Here is a 26709-nt window from a genome sequence, read left to right as displayed (position 1 = left end):
TTTAAAAACATATCAGCACAATTGGCAAACATAAAGGAGCAGCGTCTATCAAAAGTTACTTTTATGATTGGTTGAATACTCATTTTGAAGGCTAAAATCCAAAAAAGTGGGTACAAAAAGTTACTTTTGCGTCATCCAGATGCACTGCCGCCATTTTGCATTCTGTACGTTGGTTGCTTTCTCACTTGATGTCTCTTTTAACAGGCAAATTATCACTTTATCCGACCGGACCTTGTAGGCTGAATCCGTAGAATAAGGCTATAACCTATTCCCGGAGCATCATATGCGTAAAACTCTAATTGGCTGCATGGTTGCAACTGCCCTTGCTACTGTATCTTCGGCACATGCTCAGGTATTTAGCTACTCATTTACAGATACCAATAAGGCTGTTCGGAATATTAAGCCTGCAACACAAACATATCTTAATCCCGCTGGTGTTTTGACTCTGAACTTGATATCGGGTCTTGATCGGTACGAGCGAGTGACGGTCACACGAGACAGCGATAAAAAGGTTATGTATTCCTCCGTCTCGACCAAAACGAGCGTTGCAGATCGTATCGTTGCTGCCGATGGAACAGAATACTATGGAAAGGATATGGTTCTACCGGCGCTCGGAGAAGGGACCTTTACTGTAGTCAATGAAACTCTGGATATTCGCCAGACTGTAGTGAGCACATCTACTTATCATTTCATCGTTGATACAACTCCTCCACGCTATAAGAGTATTTATCCGAGTCAAAACGCAGGTTACGACATGGTACTTTCTGGGCCACTTTGGGAGTTGGGCCGAGGCGGTAGTGGCCAGTTTTCTATATTTGCAGACGGTATTGAGGATGCTAGTGGAATTGCCAAGATCCGTCTTGTCATTAAACGAAGTAATGGTTCTGTGGTCTCCGACAATAACCTGAGTTATGACACAGCCAATAAACGTGCGTTCTATCCGTGGATTAAAGATATGAACACCCAGGCTGGCATGCCCTCAAGTGATCTTGATGAAGAATTCACCTTCAATTTCATCGTTACGGACCTGGCAGGAAATACGCTTAACATTCCTCCCCAGCGGTTTTTATATGACGATCAAATGGGAGAATTTACGCCATTTGCAGTTCATGACTCACGTGTAAGCACCAGTGTTGTACCCGGCATTTCTTCGGGATACGTCCCGTTTAAACGAGGCCTTACAGTGCTGGAAAACCCCTACAAGTTGGTTATACGTATCCCAAGAACTAACTGGAAGCCATATCGAAATGGTGGCATGAGCATTACCAATAACTATGGCGGAGTACAGGTCCTTTCCGAAGATGCCACCTATGTCTACGTGGAAGTTAAGCTGCCACAGGGTGCCTTAGATGGAAACTACTATAGACCTGTGAATACATATCAATGGTCTGGAGGAGATCTTGGTCAGTATGCCAGCTGGCTCAACTGGGATCCTGCCTCTGTAAAGAGTCCGGCTTGGGGAAGTTCACCCATAGAACGACAAAAGGCTGATGGAACATGGTTCAACAGCGTAAACTGGAACCTGTTCAAGGCATCTGATATGCCTATAAAACTTACTAATATCCGGTTCAATGTACAGGCTAGGCCATATGATCAAAAAATCACTGGCGGAGCAACATGCAGTATTCCAGCTGGCTCAACAACCTGTACCGTCTCTTTGCCCCAGGATATTATAAATGGCACTACCGGCTATCTTCATAGTGGCTATGAAGTAAGGTCAACCACCGAAGCAACCTTCTTTGCCCCTATATGGGAGAATATAGCCTGGCATACACTGGGTCCCTCCGTCACTGGATTTGATTACATTGAAACCACCAACATTCTCCAGGTTTACGTGAATCAACCTGGAGATGGTTCATATTTCGACCATGTTTATGTAAATCGAGTTTGGTTGTCAGATAAAAACCGTAACAACGCAGAAATAAGCGTAACCGGCAAACAAACAGGTAGAAATATGGCGTCTGGGAACTACACGTATGAGTTCAACATGAAAGAGGTACCAGAAGGCAGTTATAACGTGGTAATTAATGCCCAAGATACATTCAACAATACCGGTAACCTCCCTTATCAAACTGTTGTCGTTGATAATACAGCACCATCTGTAAGTATTAGCTACGAAGGAAAACCGATCAGCAAAAACGTAACAGTATATGGGCTGGAGAACGTCCGTATACAGCTCACCGATGCTCTAACTAAACCATCCTTAAGCCGTATGACTCTTCGCGGTGGCCCTGTTTCTGATGCGGTGGAATTGTCTTGGGTGAATCTGGGAAACAACCTGTATGCACCTAATTATCCCAAGATCTTTCCGTCTCTTAATGAAGGCGAAACATACACTCTCACAGTTCAGGCCAAAGATGAGATGAACAACGTTAAAGAAAGCTCAGTCGAATTTAACTACCTTCCAAACAATCTCGTCAGGCTAGAGAATCTGAAAACCTTAGCTGTCAATGCTTCTCTCAAAACATCTGACAATACTCCTCTGGCTGTTCTGTATGCCAGCCAGCTGCGTAAAAAGGATGGTTCAATCGCTACAGGGCTTCAGGACGCAGTGCTTACTGTCCGTAAGGACGCTGCATTCGGCGTGACTGTAAATGGTGTTTCTGCGATGCCAGGTGAAAGCAAAGAGCTTCAACTGGATTTGGGGCTCGGGGACAGCCGTAGCTTTCCTATTTTCCCTGCTGTATCCGGCCTTACAGGCAGATCTGAGTTCATGATTAACATTGAAGAATTAAAATAAAGCAGGGCTGTTTTGCTGAAGCACAACGGCCGTCTTCTGATGCGCCGTAGCCCATGTTGTTGCAAATCAGTCCGACGTTCATTGCGTAAGTAACGCTTACTGCGGACCATGGTAGTGATTAGACTCACTACCATGGTCATTTCACCACATATCTTCTCTGCATTGCTCTTGTTGGGCAGACTAGTAACTCGTCACTAAATTGCAGCTTTTGTCTTGCTAAGTCGCTGGTATAACTGCACTACGAAATCGTCAAAAGATTTTATCCCTCATGTAGATCCAATAAATGATCCCAAAGGTGCCAGAGAGTACAAAGAAGATCCCGGTACGCTGTAGGCCGCATGGTTACTGGGCTGGAGCATTGTCACTGACAACAGTAGCGACATAAGTGACAACGGGAGTGACTTAAAAGACAATGGTAGAGACTATTTCGACGTTGGTAATGATTTTAAGTGACAATGGTAGTGAGGTTAGACTTAAACTTCCACTGTAAGGTAAGGTGACTCGCATTATTTAAATAAATTATTACTTTCAATTACTTGCGACACGAGTCTGCATGTATGCTTCTATTTCTCAAAAATTTATCCACCGAAAATGCCTGTGGCTGTGATTTAGCTTTGACGACAGTTTTTATCAGGGAGGCAAGTTGAGACCTGTATAAGAACTAAGCATTTATTTATCCCCATTTTCCACAAGGTAGTTCCAATAATTAGTACCTTAGTGTTCCTGATAGATCAAAAGAGATCCCCGCTGCCTCCAGGCCAGACGGCACAAGGCCTGAGACGTGATCAGTGACAACAGTAGTGATTATTTTGACATTGGTAGTGATTATTATAACGTTGGTAATGAGTTTTTTGACATCAGTAGTGATCAGAGCGACAATAGTAGTGACTTTTCATTAGATCTTTTTAACTTGATCTGATCCGTTGTTGATAAGAGTTGCAGGTCATTGTATGCAAAGAGTTTTTGCCAAGTTTTAATGAGTGGAGTCGTTTTTTTAGGTAGAACTTATGCACAGATATGGATCATCACAATGATCCATCCAGTGACATAGAGTTCGCTGGGGCTTACTATTCACCAATCTGTTTACACATTCAGTGATAACTTATTATGACTAAAGAGAAAGATACTGAGCAGCAGGACCTGGTCACCAGGGCTTTCTCTGTTAGAGAGAAAGAATCAGGTAAAGACATCATTTTGCGTCCTAACAGCAACCGTACGGTGCAGTCTATTGCTTTGATGCGGCTCGGGCTGTTCGTCCCATCACCAAAGAGTGTGGGGCGTCAAAATCGGGAATATAAAACGGTTGGCTTTGACGCAACGAAAGAGTTACAGACGCTCTCTTTAATGGAGAGCGAGGGGTTCACCAATATTTCAATTGTCGGTGAGCGTCTTGATATGTCAGTAGATTTTAAGACGTGGATGGGCATCATTCGAACCTATGCCAATCATCCGATTAACAATGACACGATAAGCTTAAAATTCACTGAATTCCTCAAGCTATGTACGCCTGAAAATTATCGCTCATCTACAGCGTCCAGAAAACGTATAGACGCCTCCTTACGCAGGTTAGCATCCGTTACCTTGTCGTTCACCAGTAATAACTCGTCCAAAGTCTATACAACGCATCTGGTACAGTCTGCCCTGTTAGACCCGGAATCAGATCAGGTTGTCCTTCAGGTTGATCCTAAGATTTTCGAGCTCTATCAATACGATCATAAGGTTTTGATGCAGCTGAAGGCAATTAAGGAGTTGGCCAAGAAGGAAAGCGCCCAGGCTCTCTATACGTTCATAGAGTCATTACCGCCAAATCCTATACCGATATCCCTTACTCGGCTGAAAAATCGTCTGAACCTCAAAACACGAGCAAATAGTCAGAATGCTACCGTGAGAAAGGCTCTTGAAGAGTTGGCATCGATAGGATACCTCCAGTACACCGAAATTAAGAAAGACGGAAAAGTATACTTCCAGATTCATAAGCGGGATCCCGATCTGAATTTGAACAATACTCAGCCTCCTTTAGAAGTGGTTGAAGATGAAGAAGAGAACTCAGGGTCTTCTGTTTTAGAAGGTGAGTTATGCCCACCAGCTGACCCGATAGACGGCGATGATGTTCTTACCGTCCATGATTTAACCGCTGAAGAACTGCGCTATATTCGTAGTCTTCGAAGCCAGAAAAAGAACAGCAACGCCAGCTAAAGTTAACCCGGCGGTTCAGGCTCCGGGTGCTAAATTACTTCTTCGATTTTCGTTAGTCCCAGCCCGCTCTTTCACGTCAACGGTAATGAGTCAAAAGTCATTACCGTTGTCATTGTTCTCTACCACCCTATGTAGATCGAGATTGCGAATTCAACGCTTTCTCCTGAGTCACCTGTTAACACCCGGTTTCTACGCTTTACTTCATTGGCCAGTACATCCAACGGAAAATATCGTAACGGGGTGACAATGGCAGTGAGTTGACCCACTCACTACCATCGACATTCAAATCCCGGCTTCTCTGGTAGCTATAGTGACAATGGTAATGATGTGTACCTTACTGGCATTGTCATTGTCCTCCGAGTGTGCGTTCAGCTTTGGGAGGACACCGGAACTTAATGCGGCGAGTCACGGCCATTGTGAATCTCGATTGGATTGGCGAATACGGCTTCCGGTTGGGCCAGATGTCAATGGTTATGCTTCATCCAGCTCATTACTGTAGTCATTGCCGTTCAGCTGAGCTGATGCTCCTCTCATTCTATGTGGCGACAACGGTAGTGAGCCCAGAAAGTGACTACCGTTGTCATGGCCGTCCAGTAGAGCGGGTCAACCTCTTAAATCACAGGGTGACAACGGTATTGAGCCCAGAAAGTCACTACCGTTGTCATGGACGTCTGGTTAAGCGGATCTACCTCTCAATTCACAGGGTGACAATGGTAGTGAGCCCAGCAAGTCACTACCGTTGTCATAGTCGTCCCGTTGAGCAGATCAACCTCTTAACTTACAGGATGACAACGGTAGTGAGCCTATTAAGTCATTACCGTTGTCATTGCCATCCAGAAGAGCGGATGATCCTCTCAATTCATACGGCGACAATGGCACTGAGCCCAGCAAGTCACTTCCGTTGTCATAGCCTTCCAGAAGAGCAGATGAGCCTCTTAATTAACAGGGTGACAACGGTAGTGAGCTCATTAAGTCATTACTATTGTCATGGCCGTACAGCTGAGCTGATCATCCTCTCAATTCACACGCCGACAATGGTAGTGAGCTATTAAAGTCACTACCATTGTCATAGACGTCCAGTTAAGTGGACCATCCTCTCAATACACACGGTGACAACGGTAGTGAGCCATTAGAATCACTACCGTTGTCATTGCTTTTCAGGTGCACTGATAAGGCTCTCAATAGACACGACGACAATGGCAGTGAGCAATTAGAGTCACTTCCGTTGTCATTGCTTTCAGCTGAGCTGATAAGGTACGTCATTTACACGATGACAATGGCAGTGAGCCAATCGAGTCACTACCGTTGTTAATGCCGACCAACCGAGGGAAGGGTCCGCTCAAAGAACTGAGTGACAACAGTAGTGAGATCATCCAATCACTACCATTGTCAGCTTAAACCTGTAGGACGAAGAGGCTTGTCCGATAAAATGACGACAATGGAAATGAGCCTATCCATCACTACCACTGTCATTAAAGTCCAGCGGTTCAACGTTAATCAGTAGCTCCGGATGACAATGGTTGTGAGTCAGGCAATTCCCAAGCATTAAGTGACAGCAGCGTAACACCTCTAAGCTCACTCCTGTTGTCAGGGGTTAGGGTATTGAGTCTCTACCGTCGTCAGTGTTTCTGAGACACCAGTATTGCAGATCACTACAATTGTCACTTAAGTATCGACGGGGGAATAGATGCAAGTGACTGGCTAACCAGTACCAGTTTAGATTCAAAACGATCCCATCTTTGTGGATGCACTTGAGTAAGCTCGTATGACGATATGTCAGAGAAGTGACAACGGGAGTGAGTTGCCGGACTCACTACCGTTGTCATCCCCGGTTGAAGGAAGAGGATCCCCGGGGCTGTATATTTACCGGGTATCCTTACTCAAGGGTTTCGACACTCACTCCCATTGTCGTAATCAACGAGTGTGCATTGTCTTTTAAAAGCATCGCTGGAAACGTACGATTAAAGTAACTTTTCTTTCGGTTCTTCCTTGCGAATCTCTGAAGACGTACTGGCTGATCGGAGTCAAGGAGGGCAGTAAAATTGAAGCCGTCAGTTTTACTGTCGGCTCCGGGTAGTTACTTCAACTCGTCGATCTGAATCATGAATTCTGAGGTGCCAACTTTCCCATTTTCGGAAGGATAAACGGGTAACAGAAGATTATCCCCCTGGCCCATATCTATTTGCACCTCAACTGACTCACCTGGAGCCGCCTGTGCCCCGTTAAATTTAATACCGAAGGCTGCATCCTTCCGCACAGTCAGCGTTGCGTTCTGGACCCCTTTAGCAATTTCTCCATTTGTCTTACGCAGAACGTTAGTGGACAGGTACGCAAGGGGTACGCCATCTGTCGTTTTGAGAGGCGAACTGACCGATAATGTGCGTAGATTATGTAACTGCACAAGGTTATTCGGTAGATAACTGAACTTCTGAGTATAGGTTTTGGTATTCGACTGACTATCGGCAACTGTTACGCTAATTGAATAATTTTCAGATGGTTCGAAATTTGGGAACAGCCTCGGATACTCAGGCATGTATGTATCTTTGCCTGCCGGTGACCACGTAAGCTCAACGTTATCAGCTGTGGGGCCACCTACGAGCTGAAGACGGGTTATCCTCGGGGTTGTCAGATTATCTGCCAGAGCGATCCTGAGGTTCTCCAGGCCGTACACTACCGTATCGTCTTTTACCGGCTTTCCGTCGAATGTTATGGCCACTGTCGGAGGAGTGTTATCCAGAGCAATTTCTCCGAAAGTTTTATTGGTCTGGTTCTGGAAGAAGTCCCTGATGTTGACCTCAACGTTGTATTTTCCTTCAGACTGACGGGATAAATCATAAGCAATCGTGTAGTTACCTGAGATACGAGATTTGATTACGCCTGTGGGTGACATCCGGGTACCGGTGTTCTTATCGGAAAGATAAAATTCCCTCAATGAGACCGAGTCGAACCAGTTACCATCGCCTTCAAGTGACGCCAGTACATCCAGCTGCTTGTTAGTCTCGTCATATGATATCGAGTTTATTACCGGCAGTTGTTTATTGTTCCAGCGTGTCATAATCCATTGCTCAGACCGCAAAATGGGATTGCTGATGCTGCGAACGAAGTAAAGGATCCTATTGTAGCCCTGGGTACCCAAGGCCATATCAAACGTCTCAGGCGCTTCACACGAGGTTTTTCCTGCCGGAATGGTGCAGGTCGCCTTACCGCCGATCTCTTGTGCAAAGGGCCGGGCTTCAACGTTAAAACGAAGTCGGGAAATTTTAATTGGCAGTCGTGATGAAGCCACACTCTCAAAATCCTTCCACTTAACCCAGTTCCCCTTATCATCGAGGAAATCTACCCAGGTACCCGCAAATGCAGGCGTTTGGTTTGCAGATGGGTTTAGAACGAGGCTGTATGACGGATAATACCCTCCCCACTGGCCAAAGTTCGCCATACGAGCCATATCCCCATTAATTGAGCCATAGGGAAGAGTCATTTCAACATAAGCATAAGTGCTGTCTACAGCTATCTCTTTGGGGGCGGAATATTGATTGATGAACTGAAGCCCACCTTCTGAATAAGCACGGTAGTTAGATTTTGGGATCCGGTAGACTAATCGAATAGGGTTTTCGTTAACGACCATACCGGCTTTGTAAGCCGGATAATTAGAAACCCCGGGTACGACGCTGGAAGACGTATTTGGATCATGAACGGCCCACAGTGTCATCTCACCCAGCGTGTTGTCGTAGCGAAATTTTTGAGTTGGCAGCGTTCGGCTATTACCTGCGTTATCGAAGATAACAACTTTTGCAGTAAAGTCTTCATCCAGGTTGCTGTCTGGTATTCCGGTTCCCTTAACTGAATTCTTAGAGTAAGTGTGGTACATCTTTTGGCCGGATACGTCATACTGCATCTGTGTAGTGCTGTAGAGGCTACCGTCCTGCCTGTAAATATATATTAGGCCCTTATCAATACCATTTGCATCACTTACGCCCGAAGAGGTGAAGTCATACTGCCCCGTTGCCTCTAATCCAAGCTTCCACACGTCACCAGCGGTAGAGCCAGAACCAGTATTAGCGGTAAGAGCATTTGCCGCTGGAGGGATGACATCAATTAGCCAGTTATAGTTATAGGTCGCTACAGGCTTCTGATTGAGATCTAACACGTTTATCTGAACGACAAATTTGCCTTCACCCAAAGCAGGCAAAGTTACTTTTTTGCCGTAGAACTCACTACCGTCAGCAGCTGTTAGTCGGTCTGATACACCCGTCCGTGTAGTCGTAGTATTAAGAATGACAGTTCCAGTGTCTTTCGTGACTTTGACATTAACGAAACGATCAAGACCTGAAATAAGTGTCAAAGTTACCGGTGATGCCGGATTAAGCATAAGACGAGAAGACGGGGCGTGGATCTCAATACCGTTCGTGTCTTTAAAGGCCGATTCATATATCTGAGCTGGGGCCTGAACAGACATACCGAGTCCGGCTACAGCAGTAATAAAAGCGAGATGTTTCATTCTTATTCCCCTTTAGGTTTGGTGTTATTTTAAGCTTTTCCTAAAGGTCACTATGTTCGTAAAAGTATAAAAAACTTCTCCATATGGTGCTCGAAATTACAAATCTATAATTTGCCTTTCGACAAACCTTATTGTGCGTTCAGGACGGAAATCTTTCTTTTTGGAATTACATCTGACATTTCTGTGGTGTCCAAACTGGCAACGATTGCAAAACTTATAACATTAGCCTGAAACTATCGGCATCCACATATCGCATTAAGTGATGCTTTTACTTTGTGTAAAAAAGAATCAGGATAAATTAGGTATGTCAGATATAAATGCGTTAACGGACGGCATATATGAATCAAAACCTGGCGGCATTACGCCACCAGTCGAGAGGGGAGTGAACCTCAGTCAGTACGTCTACCTTCGTTCCGCAAGGCGCTTCTTGTTGTGAATTACAAACTGCCCTGGCGAGAACTGCATCATTTCACCCCTAGCAACACACGTGCCTCTTCAACGGTTTGCCAAGAAGGCATTGCTACGCCAGATTGAGTGCCGTTGCCCCTGCGCTCACCTGTGTCACATTCTACATAAAGACGCATCAGCATCGCTTCTGTTTCAGCGGCCCGGCTATTATCCATTACCAGTTCTGCTGCGCGTCGTAGCTGTTCTGGAATGTCATTCCACATTCCCGCACCACTTCTGTCTTTGTTAGTGAGCAAGTCTTCAATAGCAGATGAAGCCATGTTAAGCAGGTCAGCCGAAACTAAAGGCATCGGCGGGGCGGTATAGAGGATTCGACGTCTTCCGCGTCTGTCTGGATCGTATTTATCATAAAAAGCTTTGTTCACATCTTCCCAGTGCCACTGAAGTTGCCCGGTTGCGTCATGGTGGCAAAACTCGCACTGATAAACAGGCGCAATCGACATAACTGCCTTTCCAATACGTGCCAGTACAGCAACTTCGTCAGCTCTGAGACTCATTGCTTCGCTTGGGTTACTACCCTCGGCAAATTCCAAAATTTGTTCAATACGTTCTGGTGTGAAAGTGGTCATAGGCTTTGAAAACATATTTTTCCAGTTGTGCTTACCATATCATCAGGCATTAGGAGCGTTAGCGAATAATTAACAGGTCAGGACCAAAACTAAATCCTTCCCCCATACGGTCTTCATGACGGGAGACATATGCCTTACCGTATTTCTCCAGATCCTGTAAGCGATCTTTTGCCAGATTCCACGAGTATTCCTGGCCCCACACGGGTCCGTCACGCCCGTCAAAGCGGTCAGGTTTACAATTTGCTTTCAGAAGAGCGTAGACATGCTCCACCGTGGGTAGCTGCAAAGCACTATTAGCCTGAGAAACGGCAGTATGCGTCATTTCTGTTCACTCTTTATTGATTTAGTCAGTTAAGCCGGTCAGGTAACTTTAACCGGCTACTCGTATTAAGATTTCTTTCCGGTTGCTTGTCAGTTAGCGGCGAAGATCAATTTCAAGGCGGGCTGTTTTGACCTTTGTTCCGGACTCCCTAAATGTATCATCCGGAAGAGGCGAAATTTGTCCGCCAAGTTGTTTGACTCGCTCCCTGAGCGCTTTTGTCAGTGTGTCTTCCCGGAACAATACCCCAGCTGACAGAATGGCCTGTAAGCGACCTCGCTTAGCGAGCATTGCGATGGCATGCATGACTTGTTTAACGTCAGAGCGTTTAAGGAATGGTGGATTCATAACGATAACATCAAAAGTTTCATCGGGCTGGTACCCAAGAAAGTCGGTATGCACCAGCTCGACTCCTGTGCTAAGGACACTATCGTTCTTCACTGCAAGGAATCGCTCATCGTTCAATTCGATCCCGGTAATCAATGCATCCGGAGCCGCCAGTTTTAAGGCTTTCAGAATGCGGCCATCACCAAACTCTGGCTCCAGTACACGCTCCCCGGCAGCTGGTTCAGCGCGTAGAACCATATCTGTGACTAAATTCTCAGGTGTAGGGAAGAAATTGAACAGATCTCGTGGGATGTCAACCGAACCTGTCAGAATGATTTGCTCGATACGCTCAGCTGCATCCGCCGTAAAAATATGTGCCTGCTCTTTTCGGTTCCATTTGCCACCGGCGGCTTCGAGCACTTTGTTTGTCTTAACATAAATGCTGCGGTCGAGCTGGTCGGCCAGGAAAAGAAAGTTCCCTTCAGCACGGCAGCGAGATAAGACGTTCAGAACTTCAGTTGAGATTTGCATTAAAACTCCATTAAGAGGATTTACCCGCCTGGCGGCAGCGGGTTGGTTACTTAAACGGGACAATTCAGATTTGGCCTTGGTTAGTCGGCAGACAACAGCAGGGATGGGCTGTTATAAGAGAAGCGGTCAACGGGAGCCTTATCAAATCGCTGACCGCTTGCATCAGGGGTCAGAACGAGTCCGTTATGGGCGCAATGAATGTGGAGCAACATATCCCCGCCGGTGTTGATGTGTAAGGCAGGCACACCCTGATCGATTTCGAACATGACACCAAAACAGGGGTTACCTTCCTTGTTAACAACTTCACAGTGGATGTTATGTTGGCCGGTAACGCTGACCTGATAGGCCTGACTGTCCTCTTCTGGCAGTGTTTCCTCCTCCAGGCGCCAGTCCTGAAGTGTGAGGCTAATTTCAGGGGTGTCATGCTCTTTCTGAAGAGCCTGGATACCTTTACGGAACAGCTGCATCATTTCAGGAGTAAGGCAGTCTTCCTCAGCTCCAAAATGTTCTTTCCAGCCTTCAGGATCTGCATACATCCAGACGTTTTTAGCGAGCGAAGGTAAGGAAGCATCAGGCTCTACAAGGAGGTGAGGGATGTTCTCTTTGATTCCGAGATAACGTACCGGCTGGCCATTAAGCGGTAACCCATCCGACACTGTAACTTCTGTTCCTGGCAAGACGACGCTGTTTACCAGACCTCCACAATGTTCGGCCACCACGCGGCCTAAATCTGCCATAAACATCCGATGCTTTTCTGGTGAGTCCAGCTCACCAAGGAGTTCAGGTTTAAGCAGTAAACCGGTAATAATCTCAGTCAGTTCACGAGGAGATACTAATTTATACATTTTGTTTTCCTTTTCTGTGTTGGCTTTATATTACCAATCCAGATGCACGAGCTAATAACCTCCAGACAACTTTTTCAAAAATTATTTACTTAAAGCAGGGTGCTAATATGCGCAAGAAATGAATTTAGGAAGGACGGCTTCAAATTTAACTTTTTGGTTTTTTATTTTAGACGGACTTTAAAATAGCATCGTTGATAAAATAATAAACATGGTTTGTTTTTTTGTTTGTATTGACAATCAAATGGGTATAAATTAATTTACTTACATGGCGTATATTTAACGCCACCGCCCCGGCGGCACCGGGCATAAAAGGAAAACCATTTTGAAACCGATGCTCAAAAAAGATTTTTTTTCAGCTATTGAAAACCTTCTCAAAGCTGGCTTTCAACCTCGCTTTTACACTGTTAACAGTGGCCGAATCGGTCTCATTACATTCACTGATAAAAATGGAACAAAACAGGTCGAACAGGTTTATTCCTGCACTTCTTTAGCCGCCAATACTTTTGGAAAGCGCTTCACCACTTGGTTAGAAGAAATTTTTCAAAAGCATAATGAAGAAAAAGTAGCTGATTCCGGGTTCGAGGTTGGTAGCCGTGTCTGGGATAAATTGATGTATACGTTGCGCACCATTTCAGAAATTCGTGCCGGGGGGGTGCTGGTGCTGGATAACGGTGCACAGCGTACACTGGATGAAGTGCAAAAAACGGCACCTGAAACAAACCAGGTGGAGCCAAAGGAAATCTCTTCACTTCAGGAGCTGCTGAACGCTTCCAAAAATCTGGAGCCGACTTCGCCTGAGCTAATTGCGGCTCTTAATGAGGCTCTGTCAACCGCCATAAAACGGTGAATGCAACGGCAGTCTGGCACATCAGGCCTTGTCAGAGATTAGGCCTGAAAAGCACTTACGTACCGATATAACACCTAATTCCCCTCTAAGGAGATTGCCCTAAATGGCGATGAATAAAAAAGAACAAGCCGCGTATGATGAGCTGGTGGCACAGGCCAGAATAAACCGCGCTTTACGCTGGTCTGACTATGGCGTTGAACGCGATATGCCCGTACCAGAGGTCTCGGGGGAATACCAAAACGGCTGGAGCTTCAACACCGCCACTGGCACTGTTTATCCGACATGGAGCGGAACTACGGTTCACGGCACACGGGAAGAGGGAGAGGTTGTCGATGCAACCTCCCGCCGCATGCGAGGCATGAATGGTAGCCAGAACGGCATACCACAATACAGCACCAAAGAACGCGCCCTGAAGGCATTACGCTGTTCGCTTGAAATCAAGTTTGCCATGCAGCTGGATGCCATAGATAAAGCTATCGCAAAAGAAATAGAGCTGTCCACCGCTCGCCGGGAGAGCGATACATCAGATGCCTAGCGGTAAACCATCAATTCAGGCCCGTGATCAGAGGGGCCTTAACGCCCTGAAAGAGGCGGTTCCAGCGACGGCACAACTACAGATGCGGGTTACCCCTGAACGTAAACTGCGTTACGTCAATCAGGCAAAGGCCGAAGGTCTGGGTCTAACAGACTGGGTCCAAAAGCATATGGATAACGTGTGTGATCTGGCAGGCCAGCCTGAAATAACCATGTACAAAGATGATGGAGAAACAAGTGGCCAAAAATAACAACAGTCTCAAACAGCATGTCTTCAATATGCTGTCGGCTGGCAGCGAACTTAAAGAAGTGAAGCGTTTTCTCACCAGCAAGCGAGTTAAAGCCCGCCTGGCAGTGTCAATGATCCACGAGCAGGCGATTGCTGTGCAGAACACTGAATACCAGAATTATCCGGCTTATAGCTAACTGGTAACAACAATTACAGAGAGATACTTAAAATGAGCGTAAACCCAGAATACACCAGGGTTCAGCATGTCCAGATTATTCGCGAGCGAGATGGGCAGAAGGAAGTTGTTCGAGTCTATGATGAAGATGGCGACGTGGTTCTGTGTTTACCTGCCTACATTCAGGATGAGGAAATAAATCTTATTCTGCGCCGGTTGAATGACGTATATTCAGTCGGATATCGTGTAGGTGATGCAGCCCGCCGCCGCGCCATCAAAAAAGCGCTGGGGGATGATGAGGAGTAAGGCCATTTTTACTGGCAAGATATCTGTATACCGGAGTCTTTAGAGTACGTTCTAATGGCTCCGGATTATTAATACTGTTTTACTCATGCAATAAAAAGCAAACCAAAATTCTTTCGCTAATTCATTTTTAAATGCTCAAATCATTAAATGTAAGGAGCGTTATTTATCAATAGGTATGGCGTTCTTAATGGCTATTAAGCTAGTTCTGCTTTCGCTTGCTTCTGGAAATTAGGGAAACCTAATTTTACCCTATCAAAAAGTAACTTTTCTGGTTTTGTTGCATTCACGTAAACAAAAAAAGTCCCGCCGGGCAGAAAAGAAAAACATCAAAAATAGCTATTTTCCCGAAAAGATCACGAACACTGAAAAAGTATCATGGGGAACCTGATCAGGAGACAACCCATGAAAATCAAACTAGCCCTGCTTATTGCATTTGCAGGTTTCAGCGCAGGAGCTTCCGCTGAAATCGCAGAATTCAGCTTTAAAGATACCCTGAACGTTAAAAAGACCGTATCGCCTGCATCCGTATGGATTAATCCGGTAACGAGCTTTGACGTTGCCGTTATTTCCGGTCTGGACCGTTATATTACGCTCAGTCTGCTGAAAAGTGACGGGAGCCTCATCTGGAGCACGAAAAGCAGCCTGGTTACCGTTGATGACCGTACCACATCTTCGACAGGCTTTGATTATTACGGCAAGACTCTGACCGTACCAGCGATGGGAGAAGATAGCTTCACCCTCAGAGAGGTGATTACCGACTTGCAAGGGAAGGAGGTCTCCCGGCAGGATTACCCGCTTGCAATTGACCGAACGCCTCCGGCAACGGGTACCATAAGTTATACGAGAAATGGGTGGAACTTTGGCAGCGAAGCGATCTTCACTTCAGTACCAGCCGGTATGCAGTACGCCAGCGTCCAGGCACTGGTCTTTAATGGACTGAGTGATAAAGGTTCCGGGCTTGCTAATGCTGAATATTTCATAACCGATGCCGCTGGAGTGGAGCGTAAAAAGCCAGCGGAAATTAATACAGTGGAAGGTAGCGTAACCGTTCAAGTCGCCGACGCAAGCAGCAATGCCCTGGCACCGGAAAACCGCTCTGAATATAAAGTGGGGATCTACCTTTATGACAAAGCGGGAAACAGGAGCGAACTAAGCCGCCGAAGCGTAATTGATCGGGTTAAGCCTGACGATATCATCCAGGTGCAGGACGCCACTACCGGATCATGGGTCTCCTATCAGTCTGGCATGACCGTCTTCCAGAACCCTATTTCCGTACGGGTATTAAGGAAGAAAAGTGACTTTACTGCTGTTAACGGTTCCAAATATGGCTGGGCGGACTCGAATTTCCAGACGTCCGATAGCACTTATAATATCTATACTTTCAAATACATATATCCAAATGTGGGGGATACTTATCATGAATTTCAGACTCTGGCGGGAGGAGTAAGACGAATTCATCATAACTCCCTCAACTTCACTCCAGCCCCGGCGATGGAAATAGCCCCGAAGATAGTGGCTAAAGAGATGTACCGGAGTGATACCAGTGAGTGGTTAACTCAGGCCTCAATCAGCGTTAAAACCGCCACCATTAGCCGCATAAAGGTAACCGCAGAACCCCGACCATACGTGCAAAAGTTCAGAACGGTAAAAAATGCAGCCTGGTTCTGCACTATTCCTGTCGGACAAAGTTCATGCGAGATGACGGTTAACTTCAACTACACCAGTGACAAAGGATTTGAGTATCTGCATCTTTACTCGGGAAAAGATGGTGACAGCATATTCGATGCGCTTGCTGGTAATTTTACGGTTATCTGGGATAACAACCCACCGGTGGTTAATGTCGCTCAGGTAAACAAGGCCTCCAAGACAATCACTATGACGGCCACCGATAATGATCGCGTCAACGCCTGGAACATCAGCTACTGGGATACCAAAGTTTTCGAAGCCACCCTTAAAAATGCCCGGGGGGAAACTTTCACCCTGAAGCCTGTGACTGTCAGTGAAAGCGATTATAAAACCAAAAACGCCACTTTCTCATACGCTGGTCTACCGGACGGGGATTATACGGTTGTTAGCGTGTCTGCCACGGATCTTGTTGGAAACACAGGAACCAAAACGCTTAATGCACCGCTGAAAATTGACTCAACGCTTCCGGTTATTGCGTTCAGCTTTAATGGCGCAGACGCAGAAGGAAAACTGGTTAAAGGGCTTGAGAACCTACGCATAAGCGTTACTGATGCCTCTGGGGATGCTTCCCTGATATCGCTTCAGCTCGCTGGTGGACCTAACTCTGAAAAGGTCACCCTTGCATTCACGCCGCTATCCAAGGATGTCTTTATTCCTGAATACCCCAGAATCTTCCCCAATACTGACGAATCGGGACAGATGTATCATCTGGAGGCTCTGGCTATTGACGAATCAGGTAACCGGACCACTAAAACGCTTAATTTTACCTACCAGCCAGCTAACCTGATTATGCTGGATAATCTCAAGACGCTGGCCACAGCCGTAGCACTGAAAGCAACGGACAACACGCCGCTGGCCATCATCCGAACCAGTGTGTTGCGTCGTCAGGACGGTTCTATCATTACCGGACAGTTAAACGGAACCCTGACTGTTCAGAAAAACGCCCAGTTCGGCGTTACGGTTGCCGGAGTTACGGTCCAGCCTGGTGAAACTAAATCGCTGTCACTGGATCTTGGTAATGGTGAAGAGCGCACATATCCCGTTACTCCCGCTGTAAGTGGTCAATCTGGCACGGCCACATTTGCTATAGAATTCCCTCAAACATAAACCCTACACAAGGGTACGGTAGTATGCCGTACCCTGTTACGCCATCCTCAATGTAAAATGTAGAGTTGAGCATGACTTAATTATTACTTTCTCATTAAGTGTCTCTTAAACTGCAAACGGGAAAGTAATATTCCCGAGACGGGAAGGACTCCTTCCTTTTGGTTATAATCTATGATGCTAAACTGTGTAATTACACCGGAACAATGTCCTCGTTTAAATCGCTGGCACCAGTACATGATTTATCCATGAATGCTTTTTGATGCAATTTTACTTCAGAATGCTCTTAATTTTTTAAACAAATTATATTTGAATCCTTCGTGTATAAATTTGCAGACCCTCTCTCAATGTTTTTTTAAAATATTTACTCTCAGGTTATTAGCCAGTAGATTCATTCTGTCATGATTACTCCAGAACTAACCGGAGGAATCACATTATGACCAAATATTATGATCGCAGTGGAATTGAAATCTCCAGCGCAAAAATCCGCTGTGTTGATTCTGTAAAAGGTACTGCGGAATATACTTTTCGTATTGTTTGCGATAAATGCAATGGGCGGGGAGAGCGTAAGCATTTTTATAGAAGTCGCTGTATGGCTTGTAAAGCCACGGGTTACAGCCTCGAAACGACCCGTACTGCTTACACGCTGAATGCGCTGTACCGCATTAATGCGCAAGCTGCCCGCAAAGTGTCAGCATCCCTGCAAGACGAGCGTTTAAGGACTGAAAGCGCCCACAGTTCTGCGTTCACAGCATGGTGCAGGTCTCATCAAAAAATGGTTGATGCAATCACCCAACAATCCAGTAGTAATAATTTTCTGGAAAGCCTTAAGTCTTCTTTAACCCACCAGCGTCAGTTAAGTGATAAGCAGCTGGCAGTTGCCGCCCGCATTTTAGGTATTCATTAATTCAAAGCCCTTTTAATTTAATTTTAAGGTCAATTATTACGGAGGAACTATGATCCATTCATTTAAAGACAGACGGCTTGAAAAGTTCTTCCGTAATGGAAAAACAACGGCAGGTATTCCTTCTGAAATTATTAACGCAATTCTGTGTCGACTTGAAACGCTGGATAATGTCCAGAGTGAGCGGGAGTTATTATCCAACAGCTTGCGTTATGAACGCTTAAGAATGACGTCAAACCGTTATTCCTCCATTCGAGTAAACTCTAAGTATCGATTATTCTTTGAATGGAATGATGGCGCACATAATGTTCATTTGTCTGCACATGACTATAAATCGCTCATCCATTAAGGTTAAAAATGAAGCTATTTTCAATTTCATCCCGGGATACAAGCATGGACGCGATGTTTTATATCCAGGCCAGTACTAAACAACAGGCAAGTTACATATTTAGTACCCTTTCCCCGAAGCCTACTGCGAACTGCCAGCTTACAGATTTGCAGAATGAGACGGTCGTCCCTTCCATAAGCCCTATTTCGCTTTCACTTAACCCCTGGTCGATCAATTCCCAGTCCCGAACCCGGGAACTGCGTATGGCCACGCATGGTCTTAACCTGATCTGTGCAGTCACGGATGAGCATACCCGTCAGATAGTTGACTTTTGCGATAACCTTGGACAGCAGCTTAAGGATCCGGACGACAAAAGCGCCTGGGTTAAGCTCATTAATTCTGAATGCGCTTTGCTTAATTCTCCGCGTCTCTATCCCGTTCTGCTTGAGCCGGATACACCGGCACAATTTGAAATCTTTGTGCCAGCTCCGGAAGATGGAGAACACGACACGGTCATAGCCAGCGTTGTTAAAGAATGTTTCGGAGATGAATGCCGGTACAGAGTAACGGACAAAGCTTTTGCAATGTCGGAAAAGCCAGTCATCAGGCTGGAAGCTCATTTCAATGACAAACGCGAAAAGGTTTTAGAACTGACCTTTTCCTGTTTCAATCTTTCACTCTCAGCGTCCGTGCATGAAAACCAGCTACGTCAGATTTTGTTACTTTGCGAAGACTTTGGCGTAAGGCTTCAGGGTAGAGCAGGGGCATCCTGCCACGTTAATATGCGCAGTGCTTACCGTCGTCTTGCTCATGTTGGCACCGGCTCTCGCCCAGGTGATGACAGTGATGTGCGGGTCTATACCTCGTTAAAAGAAGAAAAAGATGTTAAGAGGCTGCTTGATAAGTCAACCAGGGGAAGTGAGCTTGTACCGGCGAGGCACGGGCAGCAGTTTAACGGGGTCTTAGTGAATGCCACACCCGCATCGGCCACTACTGGTTTCATTTACCTTTCGCATGATTTTCCGGAAGGCCAGTTTATGATGACAGCCGAGGTGTTGCATGTTGGAATTACACCAGGCGGTATTTACTACATTGAAACACTGGACGGTTACCGGTTTATCGTGACAGCGTTTGAGAAGGGATTAATGAACGGTTTGAGGGAGTTTATAGCTGCAAATGAGGAATATTTTAAGTATTACCGCTGGTCTTAGTATCTGAGCTGAAACCGGTAGGCCAGGGAAGGCAACCGGGAAAATGCAATTTAACCTGATCCTATACCTACGACTATCTTTATCCACTTATAATAGCCTCACCAAATTATAATGCCCGATCACCGCATTTGCTTAAACCTCACATATTCTTCTTATGCTTCCCCTGATAATCTACGACCGAAAGACAAAGGAAAGTGAATACGAAATAAGATTTATGAGCACATAAAAGTTACTTTTCCTTGGTGGCACATCACAAACATTGTGGGTTTCATAATCCTTTTTGTTATTTAAAAAGGATGTGTTCAATTCTAATTAAAGGTGGTATTTTTTTTGAAAGTTTGCTGGGAGGTTATTAGCTGGGGGGATGGGTAACAGTATAATAAGTACAGATGAAAAGGAGGTTTTATGAAAGCGTTAGACGTGGTTTCAACTCAACTCAACTTTATTAATCTGTTGGATCAGGCAGGATATGCTCTTTCAGAAATTGTTGTAAAACGCTTCAGTGCTGCACCAGCCTTTAACGAAGGGCACTGGTTGTTCATTGCAGAGCAGGATAACCGCTACATTGAAGTGGTCTGTATTCTCTCTTTAGCTTCAGAAAGCGGAGAGCAGCATATTGATGTTTTTATTAATATGTTCGAAGACCCGATTGATGATGTTATTTCACGAAACATTGAAACCAAAACCTTTGCGACGCTTTATAAATACATTGAACGTATACCTTTTACTCCGGGTGTAAAGAAAGAATTCTTGAGCAGTATTGAGAACATCAATTTTAGTTAATCAAAAACCACAACTTTTTGCCACCAAGTTATTAGGTAATGCTATCAACCTGATATAATTACCTTAACATGAATATGAGCGGAGCCGGGTTATGTCTAATAATACTGAAGTCATTAGCTGTGATTTATTTTCAACTCTATCTTCACTTAATTTTAGCACCGAGGATATTACAGGTTTGACTCCGGCCAACTTTCGAAAGGGAGCTTTCTTACATGCAAAAATTTCTGCTAGCCAGGCCACGCGAGCGACTGATATTTCCATTCAATTACTCACGGATCGTGTTTCAGGTGAAATGAACTACGTAATAGTAATTGGCAGGCACGAAGGACTCCTGCAAAGCGAAGCAATTGACCCAAACGCTGATAAGCAATACCGGGAAAACCGTTATTCTCGCCATTTTATCTCAGTAACCGATGCCAATACCAAAGCCCTGAAAAAAACCTGCAAGGTAATGAAAACATATATCAAAGAGCAGGCATTTAAGCCTAACACCTGGGGGCACAGTTTCATTAAGGGTTGATTTATTCTTGCCCCGGTGAGCCGGGGCAACGCTAAATTAACCTCAAACTGTGCTGGAGGCACAAATGTCTGAAAAACACTTTATCGTTAAAATCCAGAACCGAAACGGCGACCATGAGAATAGCTATGTTCGGTTACTCGTCAGCGATTGTGAGAAAAATGCTTGCCAGACGGCACTCATTTCAGAGTGCCATGGCGAGCTTGAACAGCTGAGTTTTGAAGACGGTGGGGTTTACGACTACAACGGCGAAAATCACTACAGTGTCAGGAGCTGCGTGGAGGTTGCTCCAGAAGACGTTGCAACTTTGCAACGCTTCCTTTAACACCTGCGACATTTGATTAAATATCGGGCGTCCGCTACAGGATGCCCGTGATTTAAACGATTCCTCAAAGATCGCTGTCACTCCTGATAACTGTATTAAGAGCAGGTTTGTGATAGGTTCAGCGTAACAACATTACTGGAATTTTGGTTGCCTTGATGAAGAGCTGCTTTTCTGATTTACCCGTTAAAGACGGCACGTCCGGAACCTGGAAACTGGACACATTCGAAATTACCGCAGATAAGGCGATGAGCCTCGCCCTTCGTGCCGAGTATACAGGTAATACAGACGAGTTTATCCCGCCCGGTAGATATCGGCGTTTGTCCAACGGCTGGGATGTGGTGATGTCCAATACCCCGATGGAGATCAGAACCTGCCAGGATTTTTTAGAGCGAGCCACCGGGCGCGTGCTCATTAATGGTCTTGGTCTGGGGATGGTGCTTCACGCCATTCTTCAAAAAGAAGATGTAACCCATGTAACAGTAATTGAAAAAGAACAGGACGTTATTAACCTCGTTGCGGCCTCGTTTGCAAACGATCCTCGCGTTGAAATTATCCATGCTGATGCAATGATGTATTGCCCACCAGCAGGCGTCACGTACAACGCATGCTGGCACGACATATGGCCAGACTTCGCAACAGCTAACCTCTCACAGATGGATAAGCTGGAAATTAAGTACCGGGACATCTGTGAATGGCAGGGCTCGTGGGGCAGGGAGGAGTGTGAGCAAAAGCACATTGAGTTTCAAAATCTTGGGGCTGATTGAGTACAACTTTTGAAGGTGTCTCCGCTAAAGAAGACTGGGTCTCTTTGCGCATGCCCAGCTGTGCTGCATGACCTGACAAAGCCTATAAATAAACAGATCGGTTTGATTTAGTAATCCCCCTTCCAACCATCAGGCCGATATTTAAACTGCATCTCCATTAAGGATGGCTGATGAGCACGATTTCTACGGATTTAATTGCACGGATCTACGCAGCCTCCGAATTGCCGTTGAGCAACGACGAGCTTTATCGCGAAGTGCAGCGTGAAACTGGCATGTCGGATGCCGAATTGCACGAACTGAAAGAATTTGGGTCAGATAAAACCAGAACCAGCGGCGTCAAACACAAAGTACGCTGGTTTCAGCAGACTCTTCGGCAGGCCGGAGTCATCGAACGCGTTCCAGAAAAACGGGGCGTCTGGAGATACTCCTCTAAGACGAAAACAAACCTACACGAGTCATGGGAAAAGCTCTGTGTTGTCGGTTTCTCAACTTCTCTTGGGGCATCGGTTTTTGGAAACGCCTATGCCTTCTTCAGCAATATCACAGAGCAAATTCATCTTTGCCTGACCTCGCCGCCTTACCTCCTTCGAAATTCAAGAGACTACGGGCATGGCGGGGGGCGTGGCGAGCAGGTTTATATTGACTGGCTTCTGCGTATCCTCGAACCGATCGTGAAACAGCTTGTACCCGGCGCAAGTGTGGCATTGAATATCACTCAAGATAGCTTTAATAGGGGCAGGCCTTCACGTTCTCTGTATCTGGAGCGTCTGACACTGGCATTATGTGACAAGCTGGGGCTTGAGCTCATGGACAGGCTTCAGTGGGTGAATCGCAGTAAGCCCCCATCGCCAACGCACTGGGCATGTAAGCAACGAGTGCAGCTCTGCTCATCGTATGAGCCTGTGCTGTGGTTTACCAATGATGCGAGTAAGGTTCGTTCAAACAACTTACGTGTACTGCAACCGCATTCAGAGCAGCATCTTAAATTGCAGGCAGCAGGCGGTGAAAATCGCACGACCTTTTATGGTGATGGGGCGTACCAGCTTAAAAGCGGATCCTTTGGAAATAAAACAGAAGGAACGATCCCCAAAAATACTTTGTTTTACGGCAATAGCTGCGCTGATACGAGATTTTGCCATTCCATTGCCCGCGAGCTAGGTTTTCCGCTGCATGGTGCAACGTCTCCTACCAGGCTTGCAGCGTTTCTGATTGAGTTTTTGACAGAGCCGGGAGATCTTGTTGTAGATCCCTTCGCTGGCCTGCATAAAGTTCCCATCGCAGCCGAGCGACTTGGCAGACGTTGGCTGGCGACGGACAAAATCATGGAATGGCTGGCGATTTCCCGAAACCTTTTTACGGCCGCACCGGGATATAAGAGTAACCCCATGCTGGACGAGCTCGCCGAACTGTATCGGGCTTAATGCAAGTTAACGGTTTTGATAAAGTGGTTTGAAGCGACAAGCGGTTTATTCATTTTGCATTGTTTCTACCATAAAATGACAATATTAACGGCTTAGCATACGCCGCAGAGATAATTAGGGTGCCATTCATTTCCGGTTGTCTGTATTAACGAGTGTATTCAATATTCACTTGTTTCTCCGATATAGACCCAACAAAAAAAACTGATGGTTGTGATACAGAACTTGTTGAATTAACATCCGGTACATTAACTATATTGGTAATTTAGACGGTTTCTAAATTAAAGGTGGACAGATATGAAGTCAGATACAGAAATGGTTTCTCCTATCGAGTTGCACATTGGCGATCATGTCCAGCGGCATGGTGCTTTATTTGAGGTTATGCATATTGTTGAATCCGAATGCGATATTCCCGGCGGCATCCGGGTAGCAGCATGCATTTCACGGGTTATCGGTGACGTTACGGGCAATATTCCTCGTGGTTGGCTGGAAACACCGAAGCGTATGGCTGAGCGAGGAGTTAAGTGGGCGACGAGTCTGCCTGAGGGGCTTTACTTTAACATCCAGGGGAACGCACATGCGAAAGTAAGCCGGGTTATTCGTAATGTGACTAATTGAAACTTTTTTCTGAATTGCGGTGTAAAAGTTACTTTTCACCGCATCGTTTTCCCTAACTACTAAATCAGAGCTTCTCTGAAATAAGCGGATTTAACCGCTAGCGATTTATTCAGGCCATTTTATTCTAATCATTATCCTACACTTCAAAAATATTCATTATTTTTTCTTCTGACCTATTAGCCAGAATTCTCGATTCGGTATCATTTACTTACGGTAAATCTTTTGAAAACGAGGTAAATGGCATGCATTCTCAGGATCCTATCACGAAATTAACCCAGACGTTGCAACGCGACGATGGTTCTCAGGTTCGTATTGTAGCGCAGCGGGGATATGGAAGTGGGCTTACAGCCTCGCTTGATGTGTACGTTCTCCGTCGTGATTCCTCTGAAAGCAACTGGTCACTGTGCGGAAAAGATCCTCACCCAGAGTGGAGAAAGATGTCAGTAGATGAGTATCAGAAATTTGGACGCTCTGAAATGCTGCGTTATGCCACACCAGGTGAAATTCTCAGGGTGGCATCCGCTATTGGCCAGCCAATGAGCTTCCTCGATGGCAACCCTGCGTTTTAGCCCGAACCCTGGCGACGCCTTTTAAACCGGCGTCATTCTTTTTACGAGCAACAGACGGAGAAAAAATGAATCTGAACGAACGAAGCACGAGCGCAGCAACGCCAGATTTGAGCCGACTTTATCTCATTTCCGGGCGCATTATGTTTGATGATGATGATCAGGCCTACCTGGTCGAAGCCGACTCCCCTGGTGATGCAGAGGAGGCTTTCCGGCATCATATTGCTGACAGTGCCGACGACTTAGAAAAGGTGATTATAGTTTCCTCTACAAGTTTCGCTTCAGCTCACAGCAGTCGCGTAATTTGTCGGCCTGCCGTGAAGTAATTTCAACTTCCAATGATATTTCCCTCTTTATAAAAGCCGCCGTCTGGCGGTTTTTATTTGCAAAAATGAATATTAATCCTGAATGATATTAATTTAAGATGAGGTAGTGTTCATATTCTTCTTCTTAATATTTTTTCTAAAAAAACGCCTTCAGGTTATTAGTTGGTATTAGTGTATTTGTTATGATCTTCTCATCAAATACATTAATTAAATAATCAAGGAGTCAACTGTGGCAGATAATTATACTCAGGCGTCGTTTATTATTCCCTGCACTCAGGAGCAGGCAAAAATGGCACAAGAAGCAATCACATTCGTTACCGAAGCAGAAATTGCAGAAGGTGAGCGTTTGCTTGATAAGCCACTGACAGATTGTTCTCTGACTGAGAAGCTGATCCTCAGTATTATCGAGAACCACCCTGAGTATGACCCTTCTGAGCCGAGCTTTGGGCAACCATCCTGCCCAGACTGCAATTATGAACTGTTGTTCGCAACAGAAGTTACCAGCAGTGGGCTGGCAGTTTTTCATGGAGAGACCATTGATCTTGACCATGCAATTTGCCTCACAACTGCCGTGCTGTCGGTATTCGACCTCTCGGAAATGGTAACAATTACTGCTGCATTTACATGCAGTAAAAGCCGGACAGATGAATTTGGGGGTATGACTATTCTGGTCACAAAGGATACCCACTATTACCAGGATGGCTGTCAGTTTTCTCGTCTCATGAATGAGGCTCACAAAGCCGGTATCCAGTATGCTCTGTGTAAAGTGACGCATTACCACGGTGAGAGCAGCTATGTGGCAAGCTATGTCCTGAGCTGCGACGTAGCGGATTCAGCCCAGGAGGTCGTTAACAAACGACTGAAGGCATGTGCCGGAAAAGAGCCAGAAGACGGAATCTATATTCTGTGTGAAGAAGACAACACTAGTCTTTCGGTCGAACTCGTTACAGAACTGTCTCCGCTCGATTACGACAAGCTGAGCAAGCTTCTCCCTTCCCTTGACACCCTTTGCGGCGCTTAAGCCTGCCAATTACCGTAGCCACCGGTTTCCCCGGTGGCCTGGAGCCTGCCATGACCAATAAATTCATAGTTTCTACCGTTGATTGTATCAATGAATTTGCAAGTGACGTTCCGCAGAGTGTTTCCTTACGGATAGATACAATGCTTGAACAGCGTATCCGCAAATTGGCGGCATACGTGAAAGAAAACGATCTTCATTTAACTGAGTTTTACTTCTATGACGCTAACTGGTCATTTTGTGGTGAAGATGAAATTCAAGAAATAAAAGACATGGATGAATATAAGCATAGCGACAGCATAAAGCAGGAAGCGATGCTGCGGGAAGTAATGCCATCAGCACGTACGGAATGCCCGGTTATTAGGGTGATGAAAGATTCATTTCAGCTTTCAGCTCTACCACGCCATTGTGGTGATGACATGACTCTTAACACTCCTTTTATTCCGCTGTCTGAGTTGAAAACAAATAATACGGCATTTATTACGCCGCCAACCTATAACTAATAGCTGTGCCGGGTGATTAAATTACAATGGATTATTTTTATATATATTGACATT

General features: G+C 45.6%; 25 protein-coding genes. 20 read left to right on the top strand and 5 right to left on the bottom strand.

The features are described from left to right. The first annotated feature begins 283 nt into the window (after nucleotides 1-283). Nucleotides 284-2740, top strand: a complete 2457-nt coding sequence (locus tag DVA44_RS24200; protein ID WP_001232713.1) for an Ig-like domain-containing protein — start codon at nucleotides 284-286, stop codon at nucleotides 2738-2740. A 1107-nt stretch (nucleotides 2741-3847) separates the two neighbouring features. After that, on the top strand, nucleotides 3848-4936 hold the full coding sequence (gene repHI2, locus DVA44_RS24195) for an IncHI-type plasmid replication initiator protein RepHI2 (protein ID WP_000159528.1): 1089 nt from the start codon (nucleotides 3848-3850) through the stop codon (nucleotides 4934-4936). Between the two features lie 2077 nt (nucleotides 4937-7013). Here the strand turns inward: repHI2 and DVA44_RS24185 are convergent. The 5 genes from DVA44_RS24185 to DVA44_RS24165 form a co-directional block, all read right to left on the bottom strand. Continuing rightward, nucleotides 7014-9434: an Ig-like domain-containing protein gene (locus DVA44_RS24185; protein WP_058688217.1), complete on the bottom strand. Its 2421-nt coding sequence runs from the start codon at nucleotides 9432-9434 to the stop codon at nucleotides 7014-7016. Between the two features lie 464 nt (nucleotides 9435-9898). Further along, nucleotides 9899-10486 (bottom strand): hypothetical protein, encoded by a 588-nt coding sequence (locus tag DVA44_RS24180; RefSeq protein WP_000491820.1) that lies wholly within the window; start codon nucleotides 10484-10486, stop codon nucleotides 9899-9901. Between the two features lie 43 nt (nucleotides 10487-10529). Then, a complete protein-coding gene (locus DVA44_RS24175; protein ID WP_000149862.1) occupies nucleotides 10530-10793 on the bottom strand; it encodes a hypothetical protein in 264 nt (87 codons plus the stop codon). Between the two features lie 93 nt (nucleotides 10794-10886). Next, nucleotides 10887-11648: a methyltransferase gene (locus tag DVA44_RS24170; RefSeq protein WP_001167418.1), complete on the bottom strand. Its 762-nt coding sequence runs from the start codon at nucleotides 11646-11648 to the stop codon at nucleotides 10887-10889. An 80-nt stretch (nucleotides 11649-11728) separates the two neighbouring features. Continuing rightward, nucleotides 11729-12493, bottom strand: a complete 765-nt coding sequence (locus tag DVA44_RS24165; RefSeq protein WP_000277498.1) for a hypothetical protein — start codon at nucleotides 12491-12493, stop codon at nucleotides 11729-11731. 331 nt (nucleotides 12494-12824) lie between these two features. Between DVA44_RS24165 and DVA44_RS24160 the strand changes: the two genes are divergently transcribed. The 18 genes from DVA44_RS24160 (at nucleotide 12825) to DVA44_RS24070 (ending at nucleotide 26655) form a co-directional block, all read left to right on the top strand. Beyond that, nucleotides 12825-13340 carry a hypothetical protein gene (locus DVA44_RS24160; RefSeq protein ID WP_012695482.1) on the top strand — a complete coding sequence of 172 codons (516 nt, stop codon included), beginning with the start codon at nucleotides 12825-12827 and terminating at the stop codon, nucleotides 13338-13340. Nucleotides 13341-13443: 103 nt separating this feature from the next. Next, a complete protein-coding gene (locus tag DVA44_RS24155; RefSeq protein WP_001251242.1) occupies nucleotides 13444-13875 on the top strand; it encodes a hypothetical protein in 432 nt (143 codons plus the stop codon). A 221-nt stretch (nucleotides 13876-14096) separates the two neighbouring features. Beyond that, nucleotides 14097-14300: a hypothetical protein gene (locus tag DVA44_RS24145; protein WP_012477421.1), complete on the top strand. Its 204-nt coding sequence runs from the start codon at nucleotides 14097-14099 to the stop codon at nucleotides 14298-14300. Nucleotides 14301-14332: 32 nt separating this feature from the next. Then, nucleotides 14333-14584, top strand: a complete 252-nt coding sequence (locus tag DVA44_RS24140; protein WP_000115760.1) for a hypothetical protein — start codon at nucleotides 14333-14335, stop codon at nucleotides 14582-14584. Nucleotides 14585-14986: 402 nt separating this feature from the next. Continuing rightward, nucleotides 14987-17377, top strand: coding sequence for an Ig-like domain-containing protein (locus DVA44_RS24135; RefSeq protein ID WP_000694551.1), 2391 nt, complete (start codon nucleotides 14987-14989; stop codon nucleotides 17375-17377). 433 nt (nucleotides 17378-17810) lie between these two features. Next, nucleotides 17811-18281: a hypothetical protein gene (locus DVA44_RS24130; protein ID WP_000170639.1), complete on the top strand. Its 471-nt coding sequence runs from the start codon at nucleotides 17811-17813 to the stop codon at nucleotides 18279-18281. A gap of 49 nt (nucleotides 18282-18330) precedes the next feature. Beyond that, nucleotides 18331-18627 carry a type II toxin-antitoxin system RelE/ParE family toxin gene (locus DVA44_RS24125; protein WP_000581857.1) on the top strand — a complete coding sequence of 99 codons (297 nt, stop codon included), beginning with the start codon at nucleotides 18331-18333 and terminating at the stop codon, nucleotides 18625-18627. 44 nt (nucleotides 18628-18671) lie between these two features. Then, nucleotides 18672-19817 (top strand): hypothetical protein, encoded by a 1146-nt coding sequence (locus DVA44_RS24120; protein ID WP_000339750.1) that lies wholly within the window; start codon nucleotides 18672-18674, stop codon nucleotides 19815-19817. 405 nt (nucleotides 19818-20222) lie between these two features. Next, the gene (locus tag DVA44_RS24115) at nucleotides 20223-20600 is read left to right on the top strand and encodes a hypothetical protein (protein ID WP_000645320.1); all 378 of its coding nucleotides are present in this window, start codon (nucleotides 20223-20225) and stop codon (nucleotides 20598-20600) included. 91 nt (nucleotides 20601-20691) lie between these two features. Beyond that, nucleotides 20692-21120 carry a hypothetical protein gene (locus DVA44_RS24110; protein WP_000069824.1) on the top strand — a complete coding sequence of 143 codons (429 nt, stop codon included), beginning with the start codon at nucleotides 20692-20694 and terminating at the stop codon, nucleotides 21118-21120. Nucleotides 21121-21184: 64 nt separating this feature from the next. Then, a complete protein-coding gene (locus tag DVA44_RS24105; RefSeq protein ID WP_001290639.1) occupies nucleotides 21185-21442 on the top strand; it encodes a hypothetical protein in 258 nt (85 codons plus the stop codon). 155 nt (nucleotides 21443-21597) lie between these two features. Then, complete coding sequence (locus DVA44_RS24100; protein ID WP_000833775.1) at nucleotides 21598-22206, top strand: hypothetical protein; 609 nt, start codon at nucleotides 21598-21600, stop codon at nucleotides 22204-22206. 170 nt (nucleotides 22207-22376) lie between these two features. Further along, a complete protein-coding gene (locus DVA44_RS24095) occupies nucleotides 22377-23627 on the top strand; it encodes a site-specific DNA-methyltransferase (RefSeq protein ID WP_000104393.1) in 1251 nt (416 codons plus the stop codon). A gap of 294 nt (nucleotides 23628-23921) precedes the next feature. Further along, the gene (locus DVA44_RS24090) at nucleotides 23922-24242 is read left to right on the top strand and encodes a hypothetical protein (RefSeq protein WP_000834113.1); all 321 of its coding nucleotides are present in this window, start codon (nucleotides 23922-23924) and stop codon (nucleotides 24240-24242) included. Between the two features lie 242 nt (nucleotides 24243-24484). Further along, the gene (locus tag DVA44_RS24085; RefSeq protein ID WP_000556022.1) at nucleotides 24485-24811 is read left to right on the top strand and encodes a hypothetical protein; all 327 of its coding nucleotides are present in this window, start codon (nucleotides 24485-24487) and stop codon (nucleotides 24809-24811) included. Between the two features lie 65 nt (nucleotides 24812-24876). Then, on the top strand, nucleotides 24877-25134 hold the full coding sequence (locus DVA44_RS24080) for a hypothetical protein (RefSeq protein WP_001052325.1): 258 nt from the start codon (nucleotides 24877-24879) through the stop codon (nucleotides 25132-25134). Between the two features lie 229 nt (nucleotides 25135-25363). Continuing rightward, complete coding sequence (locus DVA44_RS24075) at nucleotides 25364-26155, top strand: hypothetical protein (RefSeq protein WP_000774871.1); 792 nt, start codon at nucleotides 25364-25366, stop codon at nucleotides 26153-26155. Nucleotides 26156-26205: 50 nt separating this feature from the next. Beyond that, nucleotides 26206-26655 carry a hypothetical protein gene (locus DVA44_RS24070; protein ID WP_000182312.1) on the top strand — a complete coding sequence of 150 codons (450 nt, stop codon included), beginning with the start codon at nucleotides 26206-26208 and terminating at the stop codon, nucleotides 26653-26655. Nucleotides 26656-26709: the final 54 nt, after the last annotated feature.

It is taken from the genome of Leclercia sp. W17 (genome assembly GCF_003336325.1).
In the GTDB taxonomy this organism is placed as follows: domain Bacteria; phylum Pseudomonadota; class Gammaproteobacteria; order Enterobacterales; family Enterobacteriaceae; genus Enterobacter.
Note: the sequence above shows the minus strand (reverse complement) of the source record. Positions and strands in the feature narration are given on the sequence as shown.